This is a genomic window from Achromobacter sp. JUb104 (genome assembly GCF_024806975.1).
GTDB lineage: Bacteria > Pseudomonadota > Gammaproteobacteria > Burkholderiales > Burkholderiaceae_B > Achromobacter > Achromobacter spanius.
Map to the genome: position 1 here is coordinate 1,038,473 of NZ_JANUEY010000002.1, position 19,819 is coordinate 1,058,291.

Consider the following 19,819-nt stretch of genomic DNA (forward strand, 5'->3'; position numbering starts at 1 on the left):
CGCAGCACCGGAAACCGTATCAGTTGATAATTTCTGTTCAGGTGACAAGGGCAATGCCCTGCGACAGAATGGGCCGCACCCGGAGGAGACAGCCGGGGCCACGATAAAACGTCATACGTAAACGTCAGACCTCAACGTCATACGTCCAAGGCCCATGAAAAAACCCAAGAGCAATGTGATCATCACGTGCGCCATTACCGGTTCGGTGCATACGCCGTCGATGTCGCCCTACCTGCCTATAACCCCCGACGAGATCGCGCAGTCGGCATTGGATGCCGCCGAGGCAGGCGCGGCCATCGTGCATCTGCACGCGCGCGATCCCCAGACTGGCAGGCCCACGCAGGACCCGGCGCTGTACGCGCAGTTTCTGCCGCGCATCAAGGCGCAAAGCGATGTGGTCGTCAATATCACCACCGGCGGTTCGCCCGTGCTGCCGGTCAGCGAACGCATGTTGCCGGCCACGCAATTCAAGCCGGAGGTTGCCTCGCTGAACATGGGGTCGATGAACTTCGGCATGTATGAATTGCTGGAACGTTTCAAGGACTTCAAGCACGACTGGGAACGCCCCTATCTGGAAAGCAGCAACGATCTGGTGTTCAAGAACACGTTCAAGGATATTGAGCACATCCTGTCGTCATGCAATGACAACGGCACGCGCTTTGAGATCGAGTGCTACGACATCGGGCATCTGTACACGGCGGCGCATTTCGTGGACAAGGGGCTGTTGAAGCCGCCGTTCTTGATCCAGTCCGTCTTCGGCATCCGGGGCGGCATCGGCACGCATCCCGAAGACGTGATGATGATGCGCCGCACGGCCGACCGGCTGTTTGGCGATGACTACCGCTGGTCGGTCCTGGCGGCGGGGCGCAAGCAGACCACGCTTGCGACCATGGCGGCGACGATGGGCGGTTTTGTGCGCGTGGGGCTGGAAGATTCCTTGTGGGATGGTCCGGGCGAACTCGCGCAGTCGAATGCGGATCAGGTGCGTCGCATCCGCCGCATTCTTGAGGACTTGTCGCTGACCATCGCCACGCCCGACGAGGCGCGCGAGATTCTGCAACTGAAGGGCCGGGACAACGTCGCGTTCTGACGGCGGCACGGCAACAACAATCAAACCCCAGGCGGGAGACAAACATGAAAAAAATCTTGAACGCGGCAGTGGCGTCGGCCTTGCTGGCCATGGGCGGCGCAGCCATGGCCGACGACAACGTGATCCGTATCGGCTTCATTACCGACATGTCGGGCCTGTCGGCCGATGCCGACGGCCCGGGCGGGGCCGAAGCCATCAAGATGGCGGTGGCCGACATGGGCGGCGAGATCGCCGGCAAGAAGATTGAAGTGCTCGTGGCAGACCACCAGAACCGCGCCGACATCGCGTCGTCACGCGCACGCGAATGGCTGGACCAGCGAGGCGTGGACATGCTGATCGCGGGTGCGAACTCGGCCGCAGCGCTGGCGATGGCGAAGGTGGCCGAAGAAAAGAAGACGCCGTTCTTCGTGGTGAGCGCGGGCGCGTCGGAACTGACCAATGCGCAGTGCACGCCGTACACGGTTCATTACGTGTACGACACGGTATCGCTGTCGCGCGGTACGGCGCGCGCGATGCTCAAGGAAGGTAATAAGGACTGGTACTTCCTGACGGTGGACCACGCATTCGGCCACGCGCTGGAGCGCGATGCATCGGCCGTGGTGCAGGCCAACGGCGGCCAGGTGAAAGGCCGCGTGCGCCATCCGCTGAACGCGGCGGACTTTTCTTCGTACATCTTGCAGGCGCAGGCGTCTGGCGCCACAGTGCTGGGGCTGGCCAACTCGGCCGCCGACACCAGCAACGCGGTCAAGGCCGCGGCGGAATTCGGGCTGACACCCAAGATGAAGATCGCGGGCCTGTTGGTGCTGATCACCGACATCCACGCGCTGGGCCTGGCGGCCGGGCAAGACATGTACCTGACCACCGCCTGGTACTGGGACCAGGACGATGCGTCGCGCAAGTGGGCGGCGCGCTTTGAAGAGCGCATGAAGAAGAAGCCGTCGATGCTGCAAGCGGGCGACTACTCCGTCACCACCACCTACCTGAACGCGGTGAAAGCCACCGGCACGACCGACGGCGAGACCATCATGAAGTGGGTGAAGTCCAACCCGGTGAACGACTTCTTCGTGAAGAACGCGACGGTGCGCGCCGACGGCCTGCTGGTGCACGACATGTATTTGATGCAGGTGAAGAAGCCGGCGGAATCCAAGGGCCCCTGGGACTACTACAAGCTGATCGCGAAGATTCCGGGCGACGAAATCTACACGTCGCCGCAGGAATCCAAGTGCCGACTGATGAAGCCATGATGTTGACACCATGACACCCGCCCACGCCGAAGGAAACCGCATGAACCCGCAAGACTTGACCGCCCTGCCGGTGGACCTGAGTGGCCGCCGCGTCATCGTTACCGCCGGCGCGGCGGGCATCGGCGCGGCGCTGGCCGATGCTTTCGCCGAGCGCGGCGCGCATGTTCACGTCTGCGACGTGGACGAAGGCGCGCTGTTTGAATGCCGCCATGCCAATAGCCGTGCCGACGTGAGCCGCCGAGAAGACATCGACCGCTACATGGAGACCGCGCTGGCGCACCTGGGCGGCCTGGACGTGCTGGTGAACAACGCGGGGATCGCCGGCCCCACCGCCCGCATCACCGACATCCAGCCGGACGAGCTGGCCGCCACGCTGGACATCAACCTGGCATCGCAATTCCACACGGTGCGGCACGCCGTGCCCGCGCTGCGCCAGGCGGGTGGCGGCGCCATCATCAACATCAGTTCGGTGGCGGGCCGCATGGGGCTGCCCTTGCGCACACCCTACTCCGCCTCGAAATGGGGCGTGGTGGGCCTGACGCGATCGCTGGCGGTGGAACTGGGTGTTTACGGCATCCGTGTCAACGCCCTGCTGCCCGGGCTGGTGGCCGGTCCGCGCATCGACCGCGTGATTGCCGCGCGGGCGCGCGCGATGGGTCTGACGGTCGAAGAAGAAACCAAGCTGGAACTGGCGGGCGTCAGCCTGCGGCAGTTTGTCCAGGGCGCCGACATCGCGAACATGGCGCTGTTCCTGGCCAGCCCGTTTGGCGCGATGATCAGCGGGCAAGCGATCAGCATCGACGGCGATCTGCAATCTTTGCCGTGGCAGCCGCCGGCCGATTGAGCTTCCGTCCCCCCCGTTCCCCTATGCCCGCCCCCCTGTCTCCTGCCCCCGTGTGCACGGGGGCCGACGTGACGGGCTAGGCGATCAGTTGGATCGTGTGCGCAAAAACCCCGTTGCGTCTTGCCTGGGCCGTGGCGTGCAAGGCGCCCAGCAAGCGTTCGGCCAGATCCTGGTTCTGGGCTTCCTTGCGCGTGATCAGTACAAACTCGAACCACTGCCTCGACGCCAGCGGCACCGCGACGATGTCGGGGTAGACCGACACGATGTCCGACGCCGATATGGCGTTGACCAGGCTGACGCCTTTCACGGCGCGCACCGTGCCGGGCACCAAGGTCATATGCGCTTGCATGCCGGAGTCCAGCGCATCGGAATCGGCAATGTCGCCTTGCGCCACCACGTAGTCGGACCACAGCGGCTTGACGAAAGATTCTGGGGGAATGTCCGACACCGCCACCACGTCGCGCCGCGCCAAGGGGTGCTCACGGTGCGCGATCAGCATGACGTCGGTGCGCAGAAACGTCGTGAAGTTCACACGTGGACTGTCACTGCCCACCGCACCCAGGCCGAAGTCGGCCCGCATGGTTTCCACCGCGCTGATGCACTGCACCGACGATTCCACGTCGATGGAGAACGGCCGCTTGCCGTGTTCATCCAGGTGCCGCTTCACCGCTTCGGGCGCATACACCAGCGCCAACGCGGGCGACGACGCCACACGCAAGCCCCGCCCGCCAAACTTTTCAATGCTGTGCAGGGCTTCGTCGATGCGCACCAATTCGTCCAGCACGAACTTGGCTTCGGTGTACAGGTATTGCCCGGCTTCGGTGGGCCGCAGGGTCTTGTGCGACCGATCAAACAACTGCACGCCCGTGGCGGTTTCCAGCCGCGACACCGCATGACTGATTGCGGGCTGCGTCAGGCTCATGACCTGCGCGGCCTGGCGCGTGGACCCGGTCATGACCACCGTATAAAAGATGCGCAGGTCGTGGATGTTGAAGTTGCGTTTCATGCCGCTATTGCGCCACCCGCTGTATTTCCGGCGTGACCCACTTGCCGTCCAACAGCGCCGGCTTGGGCCAGTAGTAGCGCAGGGTCACCATGAACGGCCCAGGCGGCGCGGGCAGCCAATTGGACTCTTTGCCCTTGCCCGGCGACTGCGACTGGATGTAGATCGTCAGCCCGCCATCGCGGTCTTTCTTCAGCGACGGCAGCATGGGGGAATTGATTAGATAACGGTCGATCGGGTTGGACGCCAGCAATTGTTCTGGCAGCCGGTACATCGTCATGGACCAGAACGCATTTACGGGCGGCAGGCTGCGCGGCGCAAAGCGCAGCGTGTACGCGTACCGGCCATCCAGCTCCTGGCCCCGGCTGTCTTTTTCCAGCACGGGATACAGCGCTTCTTCGCGGCTGTTGGCGCCGATGCCGATCTGCGTACCGGTCGCGCGCGCCAGATAGTCGTTCTTGAGCTTGGCGCGGCTGCCGAACAGCCCATCGGTCTTGCCGGCCAGTGCCGTGCGGTTCTTGTCGATGTCGTTCTGCGCCGTATGCATGCCTTCCTGCAAGGCGCGGCGCAGGCGCGGGTCCAACTGATCAACGGGATACGCTTGGCCGGGCTTGATGCCGATGCTGCCAAGCCGTTCGCGCAGCCATTTTTCCGTGGGATGGGTGGGCGCAAATTGCAGCAGAAAAGCCAGCTGGTTGTAGAACTCCAGCGACGTGCGCATCTCGCCGGGCGGCACAGGGGGAATCCATTCAACGGCGGCGGGCGCGGGCGGCGCGGGCCGCTTGGCAAAGGACGACAAGGGCTGGATCTTGTAGCGCGCCTGGATGCGCTTGACGTTGTTCAGGTCGGCCGCATTGAACAACTGCGTGCGGCCCACCAAGTTGACCAGTTCGGTTTCCGACTTGATCACTTTGGTGATGCCGCGCGGCACCTTGCCGTCCCAGCGCGGCCCCGCCACCAGGAAGTTGCCGCCGCCGTTGCCGGTTTCGCGGCTGCCGATGTAGGCGAAGTTGTAGGTGTACAAGTCCATCAGTTGCAGGACGAAGTACCGCCGCTTTTCGATCGGCGGCACGCTGATCACGACGGGTTCGGCACGCAGGTCCAGCATGGCGAAGGAATAAGGCGTGTCGGCATTCGGCGTGACGAACGCGGTGTCGTCTGGCGTGAAGACGCGCGCGATGTTGTTGAAGGTGTTGGGCGGGCCTTTGTACTGCGGGTTGTTCTTGTCCAGGTTGAAGGCGTACATGGTCTGGTAGCTGGCCACCATGGGGGTGCCGTACAGATACGCTTCGCTGGCAATGCTGCGCGCTTGTTGCGCGGTGACGCCATGGATGCCGACAGACTGCGACCCCGTGGCTTCGTCGGACGACGTGAAGCTGCAACCCGCCAGGCTTGCCATCAAGCCGGCGGCAACGACGGTGGCAGTGAGCCAACGCGCGGGCCGGCGTCGAGCGAGGCAGGAAAATCCGGTGATACTCTGGCAGTCGCGCATGGTTTGCTCCAACACGGTCACGATGTTGGCAACGCCCAGGTGGCGGCAGCGTCGCGGGCAAGGCAGAATTTCCGGGGACGATTCTGGCATATTTCCCGGTAATGAAGAAGAAAGGATGTGGCGCGCGCGCCGCATCAAGCACAACCCCTCATCAGACAGGCCATGCAAGACAACGACTCCTCCCGCCCCAGCCTCCCGGACGCCAATGTGCGGGCGTCTTCATACTATGTATTGCAGGCGCGGCACGTGTGCAAATCGTGTCGGCAAGCCACGACGGTGTTCGCGCTGGCCGTGCCGCCCGGCCATGAAAGCATGGAAGCCGACATCGATCTGGACGAAGACGAAAACAGCCTTGGCCTGGCTCCGGGCGATTTTCATGACTGGCTGTTCCGCCCTGAACACTGGCAGACGATACCCGGTCCTGCTTTGCTTTCCCAGGTTTACATCCTGTCGGCGGACGTCGCATTGACCTTGCAACGGGTGGCGCCGCCCTTGCGTCAAGATGCCGCGCAACAAGGGCAATGGACCAATTTTTGCGAGCATTGCGGCAGTCCGGTATGGGAAGGCGCGCTGTATCCGACCCCTGGCCAGCCCTTTTGCCCGACGGACGATGCCGGCGCCACGCCCATCACAGTGCACAAGGTTGATGCCCCATTCGACGGCTACGCCCGCATGATATGGACCGACCGCTATCGAAATAAGTGGCCGTTGTTCAAGCTGTTGGGCGTGGATTGCAGCGAAGCGGATTGAGCGCAGGCACGCTTACGCATCAACCGCCTGCGCCTGTTCCGCCAAGTTTTCCAGGTGCTGCACCGGAATGGCGACGATGGCGCTTTCCGAGGAGCTCGCGTCGGTCGTCAGATGCTGGATCAGATCCACCGTTGTGGAGCGTCGTGTCAGCATCAGGCAGGTGACCTCGCCATCGATGACGCGTGTCGCATGCCAGCACCCCGGCCGCATGCAGATGCCCTGCCCTTGCGGCACACGAAACGCGGCAAGCGTGGCCAGATCGGGGCTGCCGTCGGCAGCGCTTTGCGCCACCACTTGAATGATTTCGCCGGTCAGCGGCACGATGGCCTGCTGCGTCAGCAAGTGCTTTTCCAGGCTGGCGATTTCCGTGGACGGGCTGCGGTAGTTCACCCACAACAGTTCGGCATCGCCGCCTGCACCGGTGTTGAACACATGCTCCTGCCAAAAGTCGGTGGCAGGGTTTGAGAACAGCGGCACGCCATTGCCGTCCGGCATCGGCTTGCCCAACATCCAGCCGTAAGGCGTAAAGGCGTTGGGCGTCAGAACATTGACTTCCAAGGGCTTGTTGCTAGTCATGCGGAACCCTGTGATGGCTTGGGCGGCGCGCCGCGTTTGGGGAACTCGGCGTTGTAATCGAAATCGCCACGGGCGATGGCCTCAAGAATGGCAGCCCGCCGATCCGCGGCGCGCTTGAGGTTGGCGGCCGTGGGCTTGACGCGGATGCGCTCGACGCAATGCCGGCCTTCATAGAAAAAGCCGATCTCAATCGACGATTCCGACGCGGGCCTGACCCCATCGAACCCCTGGCTCATCGCATTTCCCGTGGTGATTGCTGATGGGCGACATGATATCGCTTCGACGTGACGGGTGTAACCCTGCAATGCCGTCAGGGCGCGCTGCGGGACTCAGCGTCCATCGCCTCCGGCCACTCCACCCGAGGCGCCCAGCGCAGCGCCAGGTTGTACGCCGGCACATCGTTCGCGTCGCGCGGTTCCATGTCGCACGGCGGCAAGGCTTGCGGGCCTTGCTGCATGTAGGTGCAAACGTAGGCCCAGAGGTTGTCCTGGTCGTGGTTGTAGGTGCTGAGGTGGAAGCGTTCGATGACGTCGTTGGTGTCGGGTGTGACGATGGCGAGGGACACGCCCCACTTGATCATCAAGCCGCCGCCGGAGGTGGCGCCCCATTGCTCCCAGACTTCGGCGCGAACGTCGTCCCAGGCGTAGCTGGCGGTGGTGACGTACCACCGGGTGAACGGGTTCCACCAGACCATGTGGAAGCCGTAGACGTAGATGCGGCGGCGGGCGCGGTTGAAGCGGATGGGGAGGTCGCGGGGCTGAGTGACTTCGATTCGATAGAGCAACACACTCAACCACGCAAAAAGCGCCGTCGTGAATAGGGCTACGAACATCAGTAGATATTCCGTAGCTGTGAACCTTTCGTCGCCCCCTGCCAGAAGCTGGAAAAAAATTTCAGGCGCCCCGATAATTGCCGAGTAAGCCGTGTACGGAATAGCAAAAAGAAGAAGACCACGTATGCTCGAAGATCGTCGAGACAACTCCATGTATATCTCATCAACATGATTGGCCGCATCATCACACAGGCTCGGCATGACCTCTGCTGGGTCCTCCGGTCCTGACAAATCCCTTCGCCACCCAGCGCAGGGCGGATTGAGTTTTGGTCGGGCCACTACGCTTCCTCTGTCATGTTGATGCGGGCGTAGCCGGTAAGGTCGTCCTTGTCGGGCCAAAAGGTGATCTCAATCGTGGCGCTCTTAATGCTATGCAACGGCCCCAGCCAGTATCGACAACTCAAGATGGGAGACTCTCGGGTCGGCAAGCACTGATCATTCGCAGTCAGATGTCTAAACTCCTCCAGGCCGGGAGCTCCATGCTCGCTGTTGTGATGCATGGCGGCCAGAACCCCTTCTAACAACGTGGGAAGACGTCGACCGCTTCGTTCGAGGCCAAACCGTTTCACAAGAAGCTTGAATTCGAAGCTCGACCTCGATGGATCAAAGCCGGGGAGCACGACTCGATAGCCAAGCTCTGTTCCCGATTCGATTCCACCCGTTGACTTGATCTCCAAAATATCAGCCGTCAAAAGCGTATCGGCATCCATTGCGCGCTTGGCGGAATGAAAGCCTAGGGTCGCTTCCATGCCGATAAACGCAGCATTCAATGCTGACATTGCCGCATCCATTTGATCGGCAGTCGCCCAGCGACTTTCTTGCTCAACCCTACCGAAATAGGAGCGACGAGCCCATAGTTCCAAACTATCTGACTCCAGCTTCTTGGCGATTTTCCCGATCACAAATGCGGCTATACCTAATGCAATGCCGACCCCTAAGGGCCCTAACAATGCGCCTCCCGTTACTGCACCTAACCCGCTAAAAATGGCACCGCCCGTAGCGAGGAAGCCACTAAGCCGATATGCAAACGGAGCGTTAGCATCTCCATCGGCCTCAGCGCGATTCGCCGCCGCAAAACTCCCCACCCCATCCGCCACCCCTCCCAACGCCGCTATCACTCCCCCCGCCTTGATCAGCGTCTTCCCCACCCCGATCGCCCGCGCCACAGCACCGCCCTCGGCCGCCGCCACTCGTCGCATGAACGGCTGCACACTTTCGGCGCCAATTCTCAGCGTCAACCCACCCGCCTCCACACCCGCACCCAGCAGCCCTACCCCCGCCCCATACAACGCGGCCATCGCTTCAGGATGCCTTGCCCCAACCGTCTCCCGCGCCGCATCCAGGCTGGTACGCACGCTGTCATGCAGGAAATACAAGCTGACCAGCGATAGCGCGCCATAACCCGACCCGACCGACAAGCGCTTCAAGCTCGTCAGCCCGTTCTTCGCGAACTCCTGCGCATGCGCCGCGCTTAGTTCCAGGTCTTTCAGCAGTTGCGCTGCCGGGGCTTCCAGGTTCTTCATGCCGACCGAGATCTTGCGCATTGCGCCATGCGACGCATTGCGCGCCGCGCCTTCCGCTTGGCGAACCGCACCTTCGATTTGGCGCGCCACATTCCCTACTTGATCACCGGCTACTTTCTGAAAGTCGTTGATTCGCTTCCGGATGTCTTCCGCGCTGCCTTCCATCCACAGCGTCACGTCAATCAGCGTATTGCGCACCGCCGGGTCCGGGATGCTGATCAAGCCGGCGAACACAAACGCGCGCACGCGCCGGCTGGCGTCTTGTTGCAGGGACTCGCCGACGCGTTGCAGCTCTTCGGCGCAGATGGACAGCAGTTCCCCCACCGTGAGTTGAATCACCACCTGCGTCATCTGCGCCTTGCGGTACAGCCACGCACCGCCCACGTGAACCGCGTCGACGGCGGCTTTGGAACCGACGCTCAAGTGTTGATTCAGGCGCTTGCTGGCGCCGTGCATGGCCGTCAGCAGTTGGTCGGCGGCGTCTGCCGCGCGGCCTTCTCGCCATGCACCGATTTCTTTGCTGCTGATGATGCTTTTGACGGCTTCGAAGTATTTTTTCCCAGCGTCGTTGGCAACCGCCCCGGCGCCAAACAGAGGGATAAACGTGGTTTGCAAATCGGTCTGATGGCCGTTCAAGGCCAGATAAGCGGCGCTATTCGGATCGCTTAGCAACGACCGCCATGCCGTGCCGGTGGGCCCCAGCGTTTCGGGTTCCCCCGACACGGCATCGGACGCGGGCATCGCATCCGTGATCCCACCGTCCAAACACGCACCAACCGTAATCAAGCGCAGCAGACGCGACCGTTCATCGGCATCGGAATAATCCATTGCCACGATGCGCTTCCACGCCGCGCTGCCCACCACCTGCGCCCAATCCTTGCCATACGCATCGATATCATTTTCAAACCGCTTGATGTCCCGGTCATACCGCGCCTGAAAGCTCGCCCGGCCATGGCGGCGCGGCTCAGCGGGGGGATTGGTTTCCCAGTAACGTTCTTTCAATCGTTCAACGCGATCGGTGATTTTCGCTTGCACACGTTCTTGCCGTTCACGCGCGGGGTCCCAGAACACGGGCGGCGTGCCGGACTCGCTGGGCATGATGCCAAGCAAGGGTGTGGGGCTATCCATTGTCTCGGCGTCGGCCTGTACGGCGTACATCTGTTGAATCGCCAGCAGGCATTGCGAGGTCAGGTAGGCATAGCGGCGAGTCGGCTCTTCGGACCACAAGCGCTTCTGCGTATAGGCGCCCAGGCGGACGTTGTTGAGTTCTTCGGCCATGCCGATCGGGTCGGGCAGGACCAGCCCGCTCACGCCTTGCGGCAAGCGGTGCTGCCGTTCCATCAGCGTCAAGTAGTTGCGCATGCCCGTGGCTTGCGCCACGCGCGATGACCAGCCGTGAACACTGCCGAAGTCGTCGACACCGCTGACATACTCCGCCACGTGTTTGTTCAACGGATGCGCATGTTCCAGCGCCAGCGCGGTGCCACCGGCCGTGGGATCGTCCCGCAACTTGGGCAAATCCACGATGACAAACCGTTGCGGGTAATTGGCATTCAAACCCTTGCCTGACTTGTACGCATCCAGCACGGTCGTCGGCCAAGGGTCGTGCGAATATGCTATCCAGGCCAGCTTGTACTGATCAATGTCGATACCGATGAACGACGCGGGCAGGTCGTGCGCGGCCTGGACGCAGCGCTCGGCCAATGGAGCAGGCTCGTCGCGCGCCATCTCGTAAGGATTGAAATGCCGCATATGGCCCGCCTCGGTCACTTGATAAGCGTGCCATACCCTGCGATCCAGCAGCACATACACATAGCCCTTGCGCATGATGCGCAGCGATTCTTGCAGACCGGGATGCGTCAGCGCACCCCGCGCACGTAAGAACGGACTCTTGGCCACCACCGCCGGGCGCAGCAGCAGAATCGGTACGCCGTTACGTTCGCAGGCGTTGCAACTGCCGGGTGGCAGCGGCAGGGTTTCTTCGACGATGTCGATAAGCGATTGGCTGAGCGTCATGCGAACACTCGAAGGCCAAGGGTCTTGCTGGCAATGCAAAACGTTGCGGGGGTGGGCATGACGGGCTCCGTCGTCGTATCGACCGTAGCGGCCGGGATGCCTCTCGAACGAGGCGCTAGCCGGACTCATGCAACATCCATGCCAAGCGTCACGTCCGGTCAACAACCTCCATGAAATCAATGGCTTGCCACGCCACTAAGACACTTACGATGGAGCTCTCTGATCAGAATTCCCGCGACACCGCCGTTTTTCACTGGAAAACGGGCCAGTTTTGACTCGATTAAAAAATATCGCTATTGAATCAATGGCTTGTGGCGAGTCAAAATTGGCCCGATCGGGTCAATTCTGGCCCGATGGGGTCCGCGCTGGATCGTGCCTTGAAGAATGACCGCACGCCCCTCTTCCCTAAGGATGCGAACCATGGCTCTTGATCTGTCATCGCACTATGTTTTGCTGGACGCCGACGGCACCGCTTCAACGGTTAATGGCGGGGATGCGTTCTGGTCGCAGTCGCCTGACGCGCTCGACAAATTTGGCCGCGGCTGGCTGGTATCTGAATACACCTTCGCCAACGACTGGCCGCAATGGGAAATGCACCCCGAGGCGGACGAGATCGTGCGTTTGATGTCGGGCGCGGCCGAGCTGCATCTGGAATGGCCGACGGGCGTGCAAGTGGTGAAGATGCTGGCCGACGACGCCTATGTCATCCCCAAGGGCGCGTGGCATACCGTCAAGGTGGTCGAGCCCTGTCGCATGCTGCACATCACGATGGGCGCGGGCACCCAGCACCGGCCTGTGTAGGGTTCAACCCGGCGCGCCGACGGTGCGCACACGCAGGATCTCGCGGTCGTCGATGGGCCAATGCAGCACGGCGGACACCACGCCCAGCGCCATCGCGCCCAGCCAGATCAGGTCATACGACCGCGTGGCCTCGAACACCACGCCGCCCAGCCACACGCCCAGGAACGACCCCAGTTGATGGCCGAAGAACACGAAGCCGAACAGCGTGGTCAGGTAGCGCACGCCGAACACCTGCGCGATCAGGCCATTGGTGAGCGGCACGGTGCCCAGCCAGACAAAGCCCATGATGGCGGCGAATGCGTACACGGTTCCCGTGGACAAGGGCAGCAACAGAAACAAGGCGATAGCCGCCGTGCGCAGCAGGTAGATGCCGGCCAGCAGGTATTTGCGGCGATGGCGCGCGCCCAGCACGCCGAACACATAGGTGCCCATGACGTTGGTCAGCGCAATGATGGCCAAGGCCGCCACCGCGTCGGCCGCGCGCAGGCCCTTGTCCATCAGGTAGGCCGGCAGGTGCGTGCCGATGAACGCCAACTGGAATCCGCATGCCAGAAAACCCAGGTTCAACAGCCAGAATCCCGGCCGCGTGAACGCTTCGCCGATGGCGGCGCGCAAGGACAGGCTGGCGTCCGGCGCATTGGCGTCACGCGCTACGCTGTCGGACTCGCGCAGCGGCCGGGCCAAGGGCAGCAGAACGGCCATCACCACTGCGAACACCAGCAACGCGCTGACCCAGCCCCAAGCGCCGATCAGCCCCTGCGCGGCGGGCACCATGGCAAATTGCCCCAGGCCGCCCACGGCGCCGGCCACGCCCAGCGCCCACCCGCGACGCTCGGGCGGCACCAGCCGGCTTAGCGCGCCATAGACGGCGGCAAACGCCGTGCCGGACAGCGCGATGCCGATGCACACGCCCGCCGTCAGCATGAACGCCAAGGGCGTGACGGCATGCGCCATGCCGACCAGGCCCAGCGCGTAGAACACCAGCCCGCCCGCGATGACCTTGGCCGATCCATAGCGGTCGGCCACCATGCCGGTAAACGGCTGCGCGATGCCCCAGGTGAGGTTCTGCACGGCCAGCGCCATGGCGAAGGTGTCGCGGCTCCAGCCCCGGTCCATCGACACGGGCAAGAGGAACAAGCCTTGTACGTGGCGCACGCCCAAGGCCAAGCCCATGATGATGCCGCCTGCCAGCACCAGCATCCACAAGCGTGAAGCATCGGGAGGCGATGCGTCGGGATGCGACGCAGCAGGACGTGAAGCAGCAGGGCCTGAAGCAGCGGGGCCTGAAGCAGCGGGGGAAGGCGGAACAAGGGGCGCCGGCATGGTGTACCTCTCTGGTCGTACGCTGGGCCTCGGCACGGGAGGCATCACGGCTTCATTACAGAAGGGCCGCGACGCGCCTTCAACCGATTATTTTTTGCCGGCTGCATGCGGCGCGGGAATGCGAAAAAAGGCCACCTGTTAACGCTTCGTTTTCTATCGTTACATTTACCCGTCTGTCCCCCGCAACTGCTGGTTACAGTGCTGCCTTCGCATATTCTGGCAAGGCATACGACCATGTGGCACGTCCGGCTTGGCTTTCCTCTTTTCGCGGCCCCTGCCCGCGTGTTCGCATGATGCGCGCCGCGATCAAGCCCTTGGCGCTGGCCGTGGCGCTGGCGCTGCCCGCCCTGCCCGATACGGCGCGTGCCGATTCCTGGCTGGACCAATGCACCACCAGCTACTACGGCCAGGGCGCGGACACGGTCTGCCATCAGTCCTTCAGCGAAGGCCTGGCCGGCGTGCTGACCGGGTCGCGCAGCGACGAGGCCGGTGCCTGGGGCTATATCGACAAGCAAGGCCGCATGGCCATCGCGCCCGCCTACACGCAGGCCTCGCCGTTTCAGAATGGCCTGGCCGCCGTCAGCCAGGGCCACTTGTGGGGCTATATCGACACCAAGGGCCAGTGGGTCATCAAGCCGCGCTTCACCACGGCCACCGGCTTTAACGCCGAAGGCACCGCGCTGGTTGAAGACGACGAGCACGATGTGCTGATCGACCGGCAGGGCAAGGTGGTCAAGACCTTCCCGCTGGGCACCCGCACGTGGGGCTTCATGCCCGGCCAGAAGCTGGCCTCGATGGAGGTGCCCACGCCGCCCCGCCTGATCAACACCGCGACGGGCACCGCCACCGCGCTGCCCGAAGGCGTGATGATGCTGGCCGCGCCGTCGGCCGGCTACTTGCCCGCGCAGGTACGCGGGTCGCGCTATTCCGGCTGGTGGGGCTTGCTGGACGCGCAGGGCCGCTGGGCCGTGACGCCGCAGGTGCTGCGCTCGCGCGAAGCGCCGATGCGCGACGGTGACGTCGTGGCGGTGCGCCGTGAAAAAGATTGGACCTTCGTGGACCCGCGCGGCGAAGCGATTTCGCAAGCCAGCTACGAGCGCGTGCAGTGGCTGGCGTCCGGCCTTTGGCTCGTGGCGGGCGAAGACGGCAAGTCCACTTTGCTGGACGCCAGGCTCAAACCCGTGCATGCGTTCTCTACGTCGTACATGGGCGTGCAGCAACGCGACGGCTGGCGCTATCTGTCCGACGCATCGACAACGCTGTTGATCAGCCCCAACGGCACGGTGCAGAAACTGGCGATACGCGACGGCCGGGTCGACATCGTTCAAGGCAGGGCATGGGTTTATGGCATGCCGGTTGATACCGCCGCCAGCACTGGCGGCGGGAGCGAGGCCGCCAGCGACGCCACAGACGAGGAGCCACCCGTGGCGGTGGAAGCATCGGACGGCAACGTGGACATCGCCGCTGACGCAATCGCCCCCGACGCGGTGGCCGACTCGGTTGGAACCTACGCGACCGACGCCTCCAAACCCGCCACGGATGTGGCGACGGCGGCGGTCGACACCGCGGCGGCCGATGCCGCGGCGGTCGACACCGCAGCGGCCGCCGCCGCGACCGTCGTGACAGACGCCCCCGAGACGGCCGACGCCGGGCAAGCGGCGGCCGACGCGGAAGTGGCTGACACCCTTAGCGCGGATGACGCCGCGTCGCATACCGCCCTCGCGGTCAACGCCGAAGCTTCCCTCATGCAGGTGTACGCCGACGACGGCAAGCCCTTGCTGGATGCGGACACCGGCATGCGCCTGCGCAGCTATGACGTCAGCGCGTTTTCTCCCGGCAAATCCGCCCAGCGAGGTTCCGGCGATCAGACCATGCCGCTGGCGCTGCTACGCGACCTCAACGGTGCACGGCCCCTGGCCATCCTGACCGTCACGGGCAAGATCGTGTCGAACCCGCAATGGGAAAACATCAACACCTATGACGTGACGATGCCGCTGGTGGTGCGCGCCACGAACGATAAGGTGGGCGCCATCGACGGCCAGGGCGCATGGGCCGTGCCGCCTGACTATGACGACTTGCGCCCGTTCAAGGGCCCCTACACCTGGGCGCGTACCCGCGACATGCTGCGCAACGACGCTCTGCTGATCGATGCGCGCGGCAAACCGGTGCGCTTGCCGGATGACGTGAGCGCGGCGGCGTCCGAACTGGAAGGCGAGCTGCTGGTCTACCGCGCGGCGGACGACAACCGCGAACGCCGCTGGGGCCTGTGGAACGTGCGCCTGGGCGCGCCCGCGCTGAAGCCGGAATTTGACCGCATCGAGGAATTCGACGACGACTGGGTCCGCGTACAGGACAAGGGCCGCTGGGGCCTCGTCAACCGCCAGGGCCAGTGGGTCGTGCCGGCCACGCACGACAGCGCCTACAACATGGAATACCTGGGCAACGGCTTCATGCTGGTCAACGAGCCGGAAGGCAAGGGCCTGGCCGGCCGCTATGGCGACAGCCCGTACCGGATGGTCAACCTGCGCACCGGCAAGCGCAGCGACATCATCTTCGGCAAGCCCGACAAGCTGCAAGGCGGCCGCTACATGGGCGAACTGGCCGACGGCAGCGCCGTGCTGTTCGACGCGCAAGGCCGCGCCACGAAAATCTCTGACGGCCAGCCGGAAAGCAAAGAGCAGCATGGCGACTGGCTGATCGTGCGCCAAGGCGAACGCGAAGGCGCCATCAACGCGCGCGGCCAACTGCAAGTGCCCGCGCTGTATGGCGAATTCAATCCCTTCTTTGTGCAGCCCGAGGGGCTGGCGCGCGTCAATCTGGGTTCGGGTTACCGCGTCATCGATCAGCAGGGCAAGACCGTGCTGGAAAAGCACGGCGACGGCTTTCCGCTGGCGTCCATGCAGCGCGTGCTGTTCGAGGACGACCGCGCGTCCACCTCCGTGCTGACGGACCTGCAGGGCCGCGAGGTCGCGCGCCTGTCCAACCGCTTTCCGGTGGGCTACCGGCGCGCCAGCGAAGGCGTGGTGCCTTACAGCGAAAACTACGGCAAGCAAGGCTTCCTGAATGCGGCGGGCAAGCGCGTCGTGGGCGCGCACTTCAGCGATCTGGGTGCGCTGAAGCACGGCCTGGCCCGGGCGCAACGCCTGGACCGCACGGGCAAGCTGTACGGCTACATCGACCTGAGCGGGCGCTACGCCATCCCGCCCGCGTTCACATGGGCACAGGACTTCCAGGACGAACGCGCCATGGTGTTTCACGATCACCTGGTCGAATTCATCGACACACGCGGCAAGACCACCACCACCTTCGGCATGCTGTGCGACCAGATCGTGATCTTCGACGCGGAAGAAAACCAGAGCTGGCCGCGCGAAGCTCTAAGTTGCCCTGACGCGACGCGCATCGATCCCCCCGCCCTAGACACCGCCAAAGCAGAATGACCATGACGTCACGAGTGATCCGCACCACCCGTATCGCCTGCGCCCTGGCGGCGCTGGGCGCCTCCCTGTCCGCGCACGCGCAGATGGGCCATGTGTTTTGCGTTGACGAAGCGCGCGCGCGCAACGACGCCGCCGTCGACGACATCTCGTACCACACGCCCTACGCCAACGGCTGCATCCGCAACCTGGCGGACGGACGCGCCGCCGTGCTGCTGCCGTCCGCGCTGGAACCGATGCGCCGCGTGCCGTCGGACCAATCCCTGCGCCGCCATGCCTGGGGTTTTCTGGACCAGAACGGCAGGCTGGTGATCCGCCCCATCTTTGAGAACGTGCGCGACTTTCGCCACGGACTGGCCGCCGTGCAATGGCAAGGCAAGTGGGGCTTCATCAACCCACAAGGCCGCATGGCCGTGCCGCCGCGCTACGACAGCGTGGGCGACTTTGCTGAAATCGGCCTGGCCGTAGCCACGGTGGACGGACGCCACGTGTTCATCAACCGCCAAGGCGAAACGGTGGGCGAGCCGCTGGACGCCGGTATTGAAAGCCTGGTGATCGAAGACGGCGTGCCCGCGCGCGCAGCAGTGGCATTCAAGCTGGAATACCGGTCGCCATCGGGCGAACGCCGCTTCGCCATGCCCGGCGTGAAGGTGACGCAAGCCTATGGCCAGGGCTTCTTCATCGCCGACAACGGCGAATATCGATACGGCTTGGTGGACCGCGACTGGAACTGGGTGCTTGAGCCCGTGTATGACGATATCTCGGTCAATCGCGACGGCATGCTGGCCGTGGCTTATGGGCCAGACGGCGTGGTGCTGCTGGGCACGGACGGCAAGGCGATCGGCGCGGACCAGCACTACGAATCGCTGAACCCCGTGGGCCGCAAGTTCTGGAGCGCGCAGTTGGGCGATCGCAAAGGCTATGCGGTACTGGACACCGCCGGCCAGTTGGTCGTGACCATGACGTCGCCCGAAGCCGAGGCCTCGCAGCGCTTTGGCGACGTGATCGTGTACCCGTCGGGCGACACGATGATGGCGTTGGTGCCTGGTCAGCCCAAGCCGGTGCCGCTGGGCGCGGGCCTCGCGCCCAGCGTCGATGAAGCAGGCTTCGTGCTGTTCAGGGGCGAGGCAGGCGTCGGCCTGCTGACGCCCAAGGGCGCGTGGTTGCACGGCGCCACCGCACCCGCCTGGTTGGCAGAGGCCGGCACGATGGATGTGCAGCAAGGCCGGCTGTGGATCAAGAATCAGGAACGTGGGCTGCTCAATATCGTCGACGCCGACGGCCAGGTATTGCTGAAGCCTGACGCCGTCGAGGCCGTGCAGAACATGCAACTGAAGGCCCTGGCCGTGGACTTGCCTGGCGCGCCCTTGGGGCTGCTGGGCCAGTCGCATTGCCAATGCGGTCCGGCGGGCGCCGGCCTGCTGCTGGCGGATGGGAGCCTGGTGACCGACCCGTCGTGGAAGGACCTGACGATGCTGGAAGTGGGCGCGGACCGCGACAGCGATGCGCCAATATCCATCGACGGCCTCAAGCCGGAACAACTGCGCTACGCCGCGACCACCGCCGACGGCATCCGCCTGCTGGATGCCCAGGGCCGCGTGATGGACCTGCCGGCGCAGCAATACATAGGCGCGTTTCACCAAGGCTATGCGCTGGTGTACGCCAACGGCGTGAACAAGATGATCGACCGCGACGGCAAGCTGTACGGCCTGCCCGCCGATGTCTTCGACTCGCAGGTCGTGGCGCCGGGGGTGATGCGCTACGTCAAGACCGCCAGCGCCGATGCGCCGTGGGGTCTGTACGACTTCGTGGCGGGCAAGGAACTGGCCGCGCCCGCGTTTCAGGAGATCGGCGAGTTTGAGAACGGGCGCGCCGTCGCATCGCTGGGCGCGGACCGCGTGGGCGTGATCGATCTGCAAGGCAAGTGGACCGTGCCGGCGCGCCATCATGCCGTCGCGCGGGTCAACGACAGCTTGTGGAAGGTGATGCAGGCGGGCGCGCAGGACGAGGACTACGCCCGCCCCGTTGCGCTGTTCAACAGCCAGGGCCGCGCGCTGACGCCCTTCATCAGCCGGCTGCAAATTGGCCAGACGGAAGACGGCACCGTCACGGCCGAGAGCGATCAGCGCCGCTGGATCTTTTCGGCAGACGGCGCCAATGCGCAGGACCTGGAAGATGCGCTCTACACGCGACTGGGCGACTGGCTGGAGATTCGTCGCACGCCCCGTCACGGCTATCTGAACGAACAGGGCAAATGGCAGATGCCGCCCAGCGCCGCTACCGGCTCGGTGTTCCAGGGCTCGCCCGCGCGTGCGCTGGCATCCGATGAAAGCGGTGCGCGCCTGATCGACGCGGCGGGCAAGACGGTGGTGACGCTGCCCGCGGGCGAATGGCAGTGGCCGCAAGGTTCACCGCAACTGCTCAGGCATTACGAGGTGAACGGCCGGCTGCGCACGGACTATGTCGACACGAGCGGCAAGACGCGGCTGAGCGTTGAGGGCGTCACATCGGCGTTTTCGGAAGGCCAGGCGGTGTCGTTGCTGCCGACTCGCGCGATGCGCGCCGTGGACGCCAAGGGCGCGCTCACCGGCCCGGCGTTCCATGCGCTGGGCACGCTGCGCGACGGCTTGGCGCCGGCCCTGGGCGACATGAACATCGGCTTTGTCGACCGCCAGGGGCAGTACGTCATTCAGCCCGAGTACAGCACCGTCACGCCGTTCAAGAACCAGCGCGCGGTGGTGTCCACGATGGACTACTCGGAACTCATCGACCCGGCCGGCCGCGCGCTGGCCCGCGTGGAAATGGTGTGCGGCGTGCGCGCGCTGTACGGCAGCGCGGGGCAGCGTTTGTGGCCTAACACCATGCCGGCGCGTTGCGACCGCTAAGGCCGG

At 64.1% G+C, this 19,819-nt stretch carries 14 protein-coding genes; 7 read left to right on the forward strand and 7 right to left on the reverse strand.

Annotated elements, in window-relative coordinates:
• Positions 1–154 precede the first annotated feature (154 nt).
• Genes M2361_RS16540 through M2361_RS16550 form a run of 3 tightly spaced genes read left to right on the forward strand, consistent with a single transcriptional unit; the run spans position 155 to position 3,178 of the window.
• Positions 155–1,090 carry a 3-keto-5-aminohexanoate cleavage protein gene (locus tag M2361_RS16540; RefSeq protein ID WP_259250671.1) on the forward strand — a complete coding sequence of 312 codons (936 nt, stop codon included), beginning with the start codon at positions 155–157 and terminating at the stop codon, positions 1,088–1,090.
• A gap of 44 nt (positions 1,091–1,134) precedes the next feature.
• On the forward strand, positions 1,135–2,334 hold the full coding sequence (locus M2361_RS16545; RefSeq protein ID WP_259250672.1) for an ABC transporter substrate-binding protein: 1,200 nt from the start codon (positions 1,135–1,137) through the stop codon (positions 2,332–2,334).
• Between the two features lie 40 nt (positions 2,335–2,374).
• On the forward strand, positions 2,375–3,178 hold the full coding sequence (locus M2361_RS16550; RefSeq protein WP_259250674.1) for an SDR family oxidoreductase: 804 nt from the start codon (positions 2,375–2,377) through the stop codon (positions 3,176–3,178).
• 76 nt (positions 3,179–3,254) lie between these two features.
• Here M2361_RS16550 and M2361_RS16555 read toward each other — a convergent pair whose 3' ends face one another.
• Together M2361_RS16555 and M2361_RS16560 are read right to left on the reverse strand one after the other, a co-directional pair.
• Entirely contained in the window at positions 3,255–4,184 is a 930-nt protein-coding gene (locus M2361_RS16555) for a LysR family transcriptional regulator (protein ID WP_259250675.1), read from the reverse strand.
• A 4-nt stretch (positions 4,185–4,188) separates the two neighbouring features.
• On the reverse strand, positions 4,189–5,763 hold the full coding sequence (locus tag M2361_RS16560) for a DUF1254 domain-containing protein (protein ID WP_259250676.1): 1,575 nt from the start codon (positions 5,761–5,763) through the stop codon (positions 4,189–4,191).
• Between the two features lie 156 nt (positions 5,764–5,919).
• Here M2361_RS16560 and M2361_RS16565 point away from each other — a divergent pair, with 156 nt between their 5' ends.
• Positions 5,920–6,423 (forward strand): hypothetical protein, encoded by a 504-nt coding sequence (locus M2361_RS16565; protein ID WP_259250678.1) that lies wholly within the window; start codon positions 5,920–5,922, stop codon positions 6,421–6,423.
• A gap of 12 nt (positions 6,424–6,435) precedes the next feature.
• Here M2361_RS16565 and M2361_RS16570 read toward each other — a convergent pair whose 3' ends face one another.
• The 4 genes from M2361_RS16570 to M2361_RS16585 form a co-directional block, all read right to left on the reverse strand.
• Positions 6,436–6,999, reverse strand: a complete 564-nt coding sequence (locus M2361_RS16570) for an ureidoglycolate lyase (protein WP_259250680.1) — start codon at positions 6,997–6,999, stop codon at positions 6,436–6,438.
• Positions 6,996–7,235 carry an Arm DNA-binding domain-containing protein gene (locus M2361_RS16575; RefSeq protein WP_259250681.1) on the reverse strand — a complete coding sequence of 80 codons (240 nt, stop codon included), beginning with the start codon at positions 7,233–7,235 and terminating at the stop codon, positions 6,996–6,998. Before M2361_RS16575 ends, M2361_RS16570 begins: the two co-directional genes overlap by 4 nt.
• Positions 7,236–7,309: 74 nt before the next feature.
• The gene (locus tag M2361_RS16580) at positions 7,310–7,831 is read right to left on the reverse strand and encodes a DUF6708 domain-containing protein (RefSeq protein ID WP_259250683.1); all 522 of its coding nucleotides are present in this window, start codon (positions 7,829–7,831) and stop codon (positions 7,310–7,312) included.
• 278 nt (positions 7,832–8,109) lie between these two features.
• Positions 8,110–11,370, reverse strand: a complete 3,261-nt coding sequence (locus M2361_RS16585) for a T6SS effector BTH_I2691 family protein (protein WP_259250684.1) — start codon at positions 11,368–11,370, stop codon at positions 8,110–8,112.
• Between the two features lie 420 nt (positions 11,371–11,790).
• Between M2361_RS16585 and M2361_RS16590 the strand changes: the two genes are divergently transcribed.
• Positions 11,791–12,171, forward strand: a complete 381-nt coding sequence (locus M2361_RS16590) for a cupin domain-containing protein (protein WP_259250685.1) — start codon at positions 11,791–11,793, stop codon at positions 12,169–12,171.
• A gap of 3 nt (positions 12,172–12,174) precedes the next feature.
• Here M2361_RS16590 and M2361_RS16595 read toward each other — a convergent pair whose 3' ends face one another.
• Positions 12,175–13,371, reverse strand: a complete 1,197-nt coding sequence (locus M2361_RS16595) for an MFS transporter (RefSeq protein ID WP_259250687.1) — start codon at positions 13,369–13,371, stop codon at positions 12,175–12,177.
• A 413-nt stretch (positions 13,372–13,784) separates the two neighbouring features.
• Between M2361_RS16595 and M2361_RS16600 the strand changes: the two genes are divergently transcribed.
• Together M2361_RS16600 and M2361_RS16605 are read left to right on the forward strand one after the other, a co-directional pair.
• Positions 13,785–16,931 carry a WG repeat-containing protein gene (locus M2361_RS16600; RefSeq protein ID WP_259250689.1) on the forward strand — a complete coding sequence of 1,049 codons (3,147 nt, stop codon included), beginning with the start codon at positions 13,785–13,787 and terminating at the stop codon, positions 16,929–16,931.
• 2 nt (positions 16,932–16,933) lie between these two features.
• Positions 16,934–19,813, forward strand: a complete 2,880-nt coding sequence (locus tag M2361_RS16605) for a WG repeat-containing protein (protein ID WP_259250691.1) — start codon at positions 16,934–16,936, stop codon at positions 19,811–19,813.
• Positions 19,814–19,819 lie beyond the last annotated feature (6 nt).

What these genes read in the sequence shown, in the direction of transcription:
- M2361_RS16540 (WP_259250671.1), top strand. Translation starts at nt 155, where the DNA reads ATGAAAAAACCCAAGAGCAATGTGATCATCACGTGCGCCATTACCGGT.
- M2361_RS16545 (WP_259250672.1), top strand. Translation starts at nt 1,135, where the DNA reads ATGAAAAAAATCTTGAACGCGGCAGTGGCGTCGGCCTTGCTGGCCATG.
- M2361_RS16550 (WP_259250674.1), top strand. Translation starts at nt 2,375, where the DNA reads ATGAACCCGCAAGACTTGACCGCCCTGCCGGTGGACCTGAGTGGCCGC.
- M2361_RS16555 (WP_259250675.1), bottom strand. Translation starts at nt 4,184, where the DNA reads ATGAAACGCAACTTCAACATCCACGACCTGCGCATCTTTTATACGGTG.
- M2361_RS16560 (WP_259250676.1), bottom strand. Translation starts at nt 5,763, where the DNA reads ATGCCAGAATCGTCCCCGGAAATTCTGCCTTGCCCGCGACGCTGCCGC.
- M2361_RS16570 (WP_259250680.1), bottom strand. Translation starts at nt 6,999, where the DNA reads ATGACTAGCAACAAGCCCTTGGAAGTCAATGTTCTGACGCCCAACGCC.
- M2361_RS16575 (WP_259250681.1), bottom strand. Translation starts at nt 7,235, where the DNA reads ATGAGCCAGGGGTTCGATGGGGTCAGGCCCGCGTCGGAATCGTCGATT.
- M2361_RS16580 (WP_259250683.1), bottom strand. Translation starts at nt 7,831, where the DNA reads ATGTTCGTAGCCCTATTCACGACGGCGCTTTTTGCGTGGTTGAGTGTG.
- M2361_RS16585 (WP_259250684.1), bottom strand. Translation starts at nt 11,370, where the DNA reads ATGACGCTCAGCCAATCGCTTATCGACATCGTCGAAGAAACCCTGCCG.
- M2361_RS16590 (WP_259250685.1), top strand. Translation starts at nt 11,791, where the DNA reads ATGGCTCTTGATCTGTCATCGCACTATGTTTTGCTGGACGCCGACGGC.
- M2361_RS16595 (WP_259250687.1), bottom strand. Translation starts at nt 13,371, where the DNA reads ATGCTGGTGCTGGCAGGCGGCATCATCATGGGCTTGGCCTTGGGCGTG.
- M2361_RS16600 (WP_259250689.1), top strand. Translation starts at nt 13,785, where the DNA reads ATGATGCGCGCCGCGATCAAGCCCTTGGCGCTGGCCGTGGCGCTGGCG.
- M2361_RS16605 (WP_259250691.1), top strand. Translation starts at nt 16,934, where the DNA reads ATGACGTCACGAGTGATCCGCACCACCCGTATCGCCTGCGCCCTGGCG.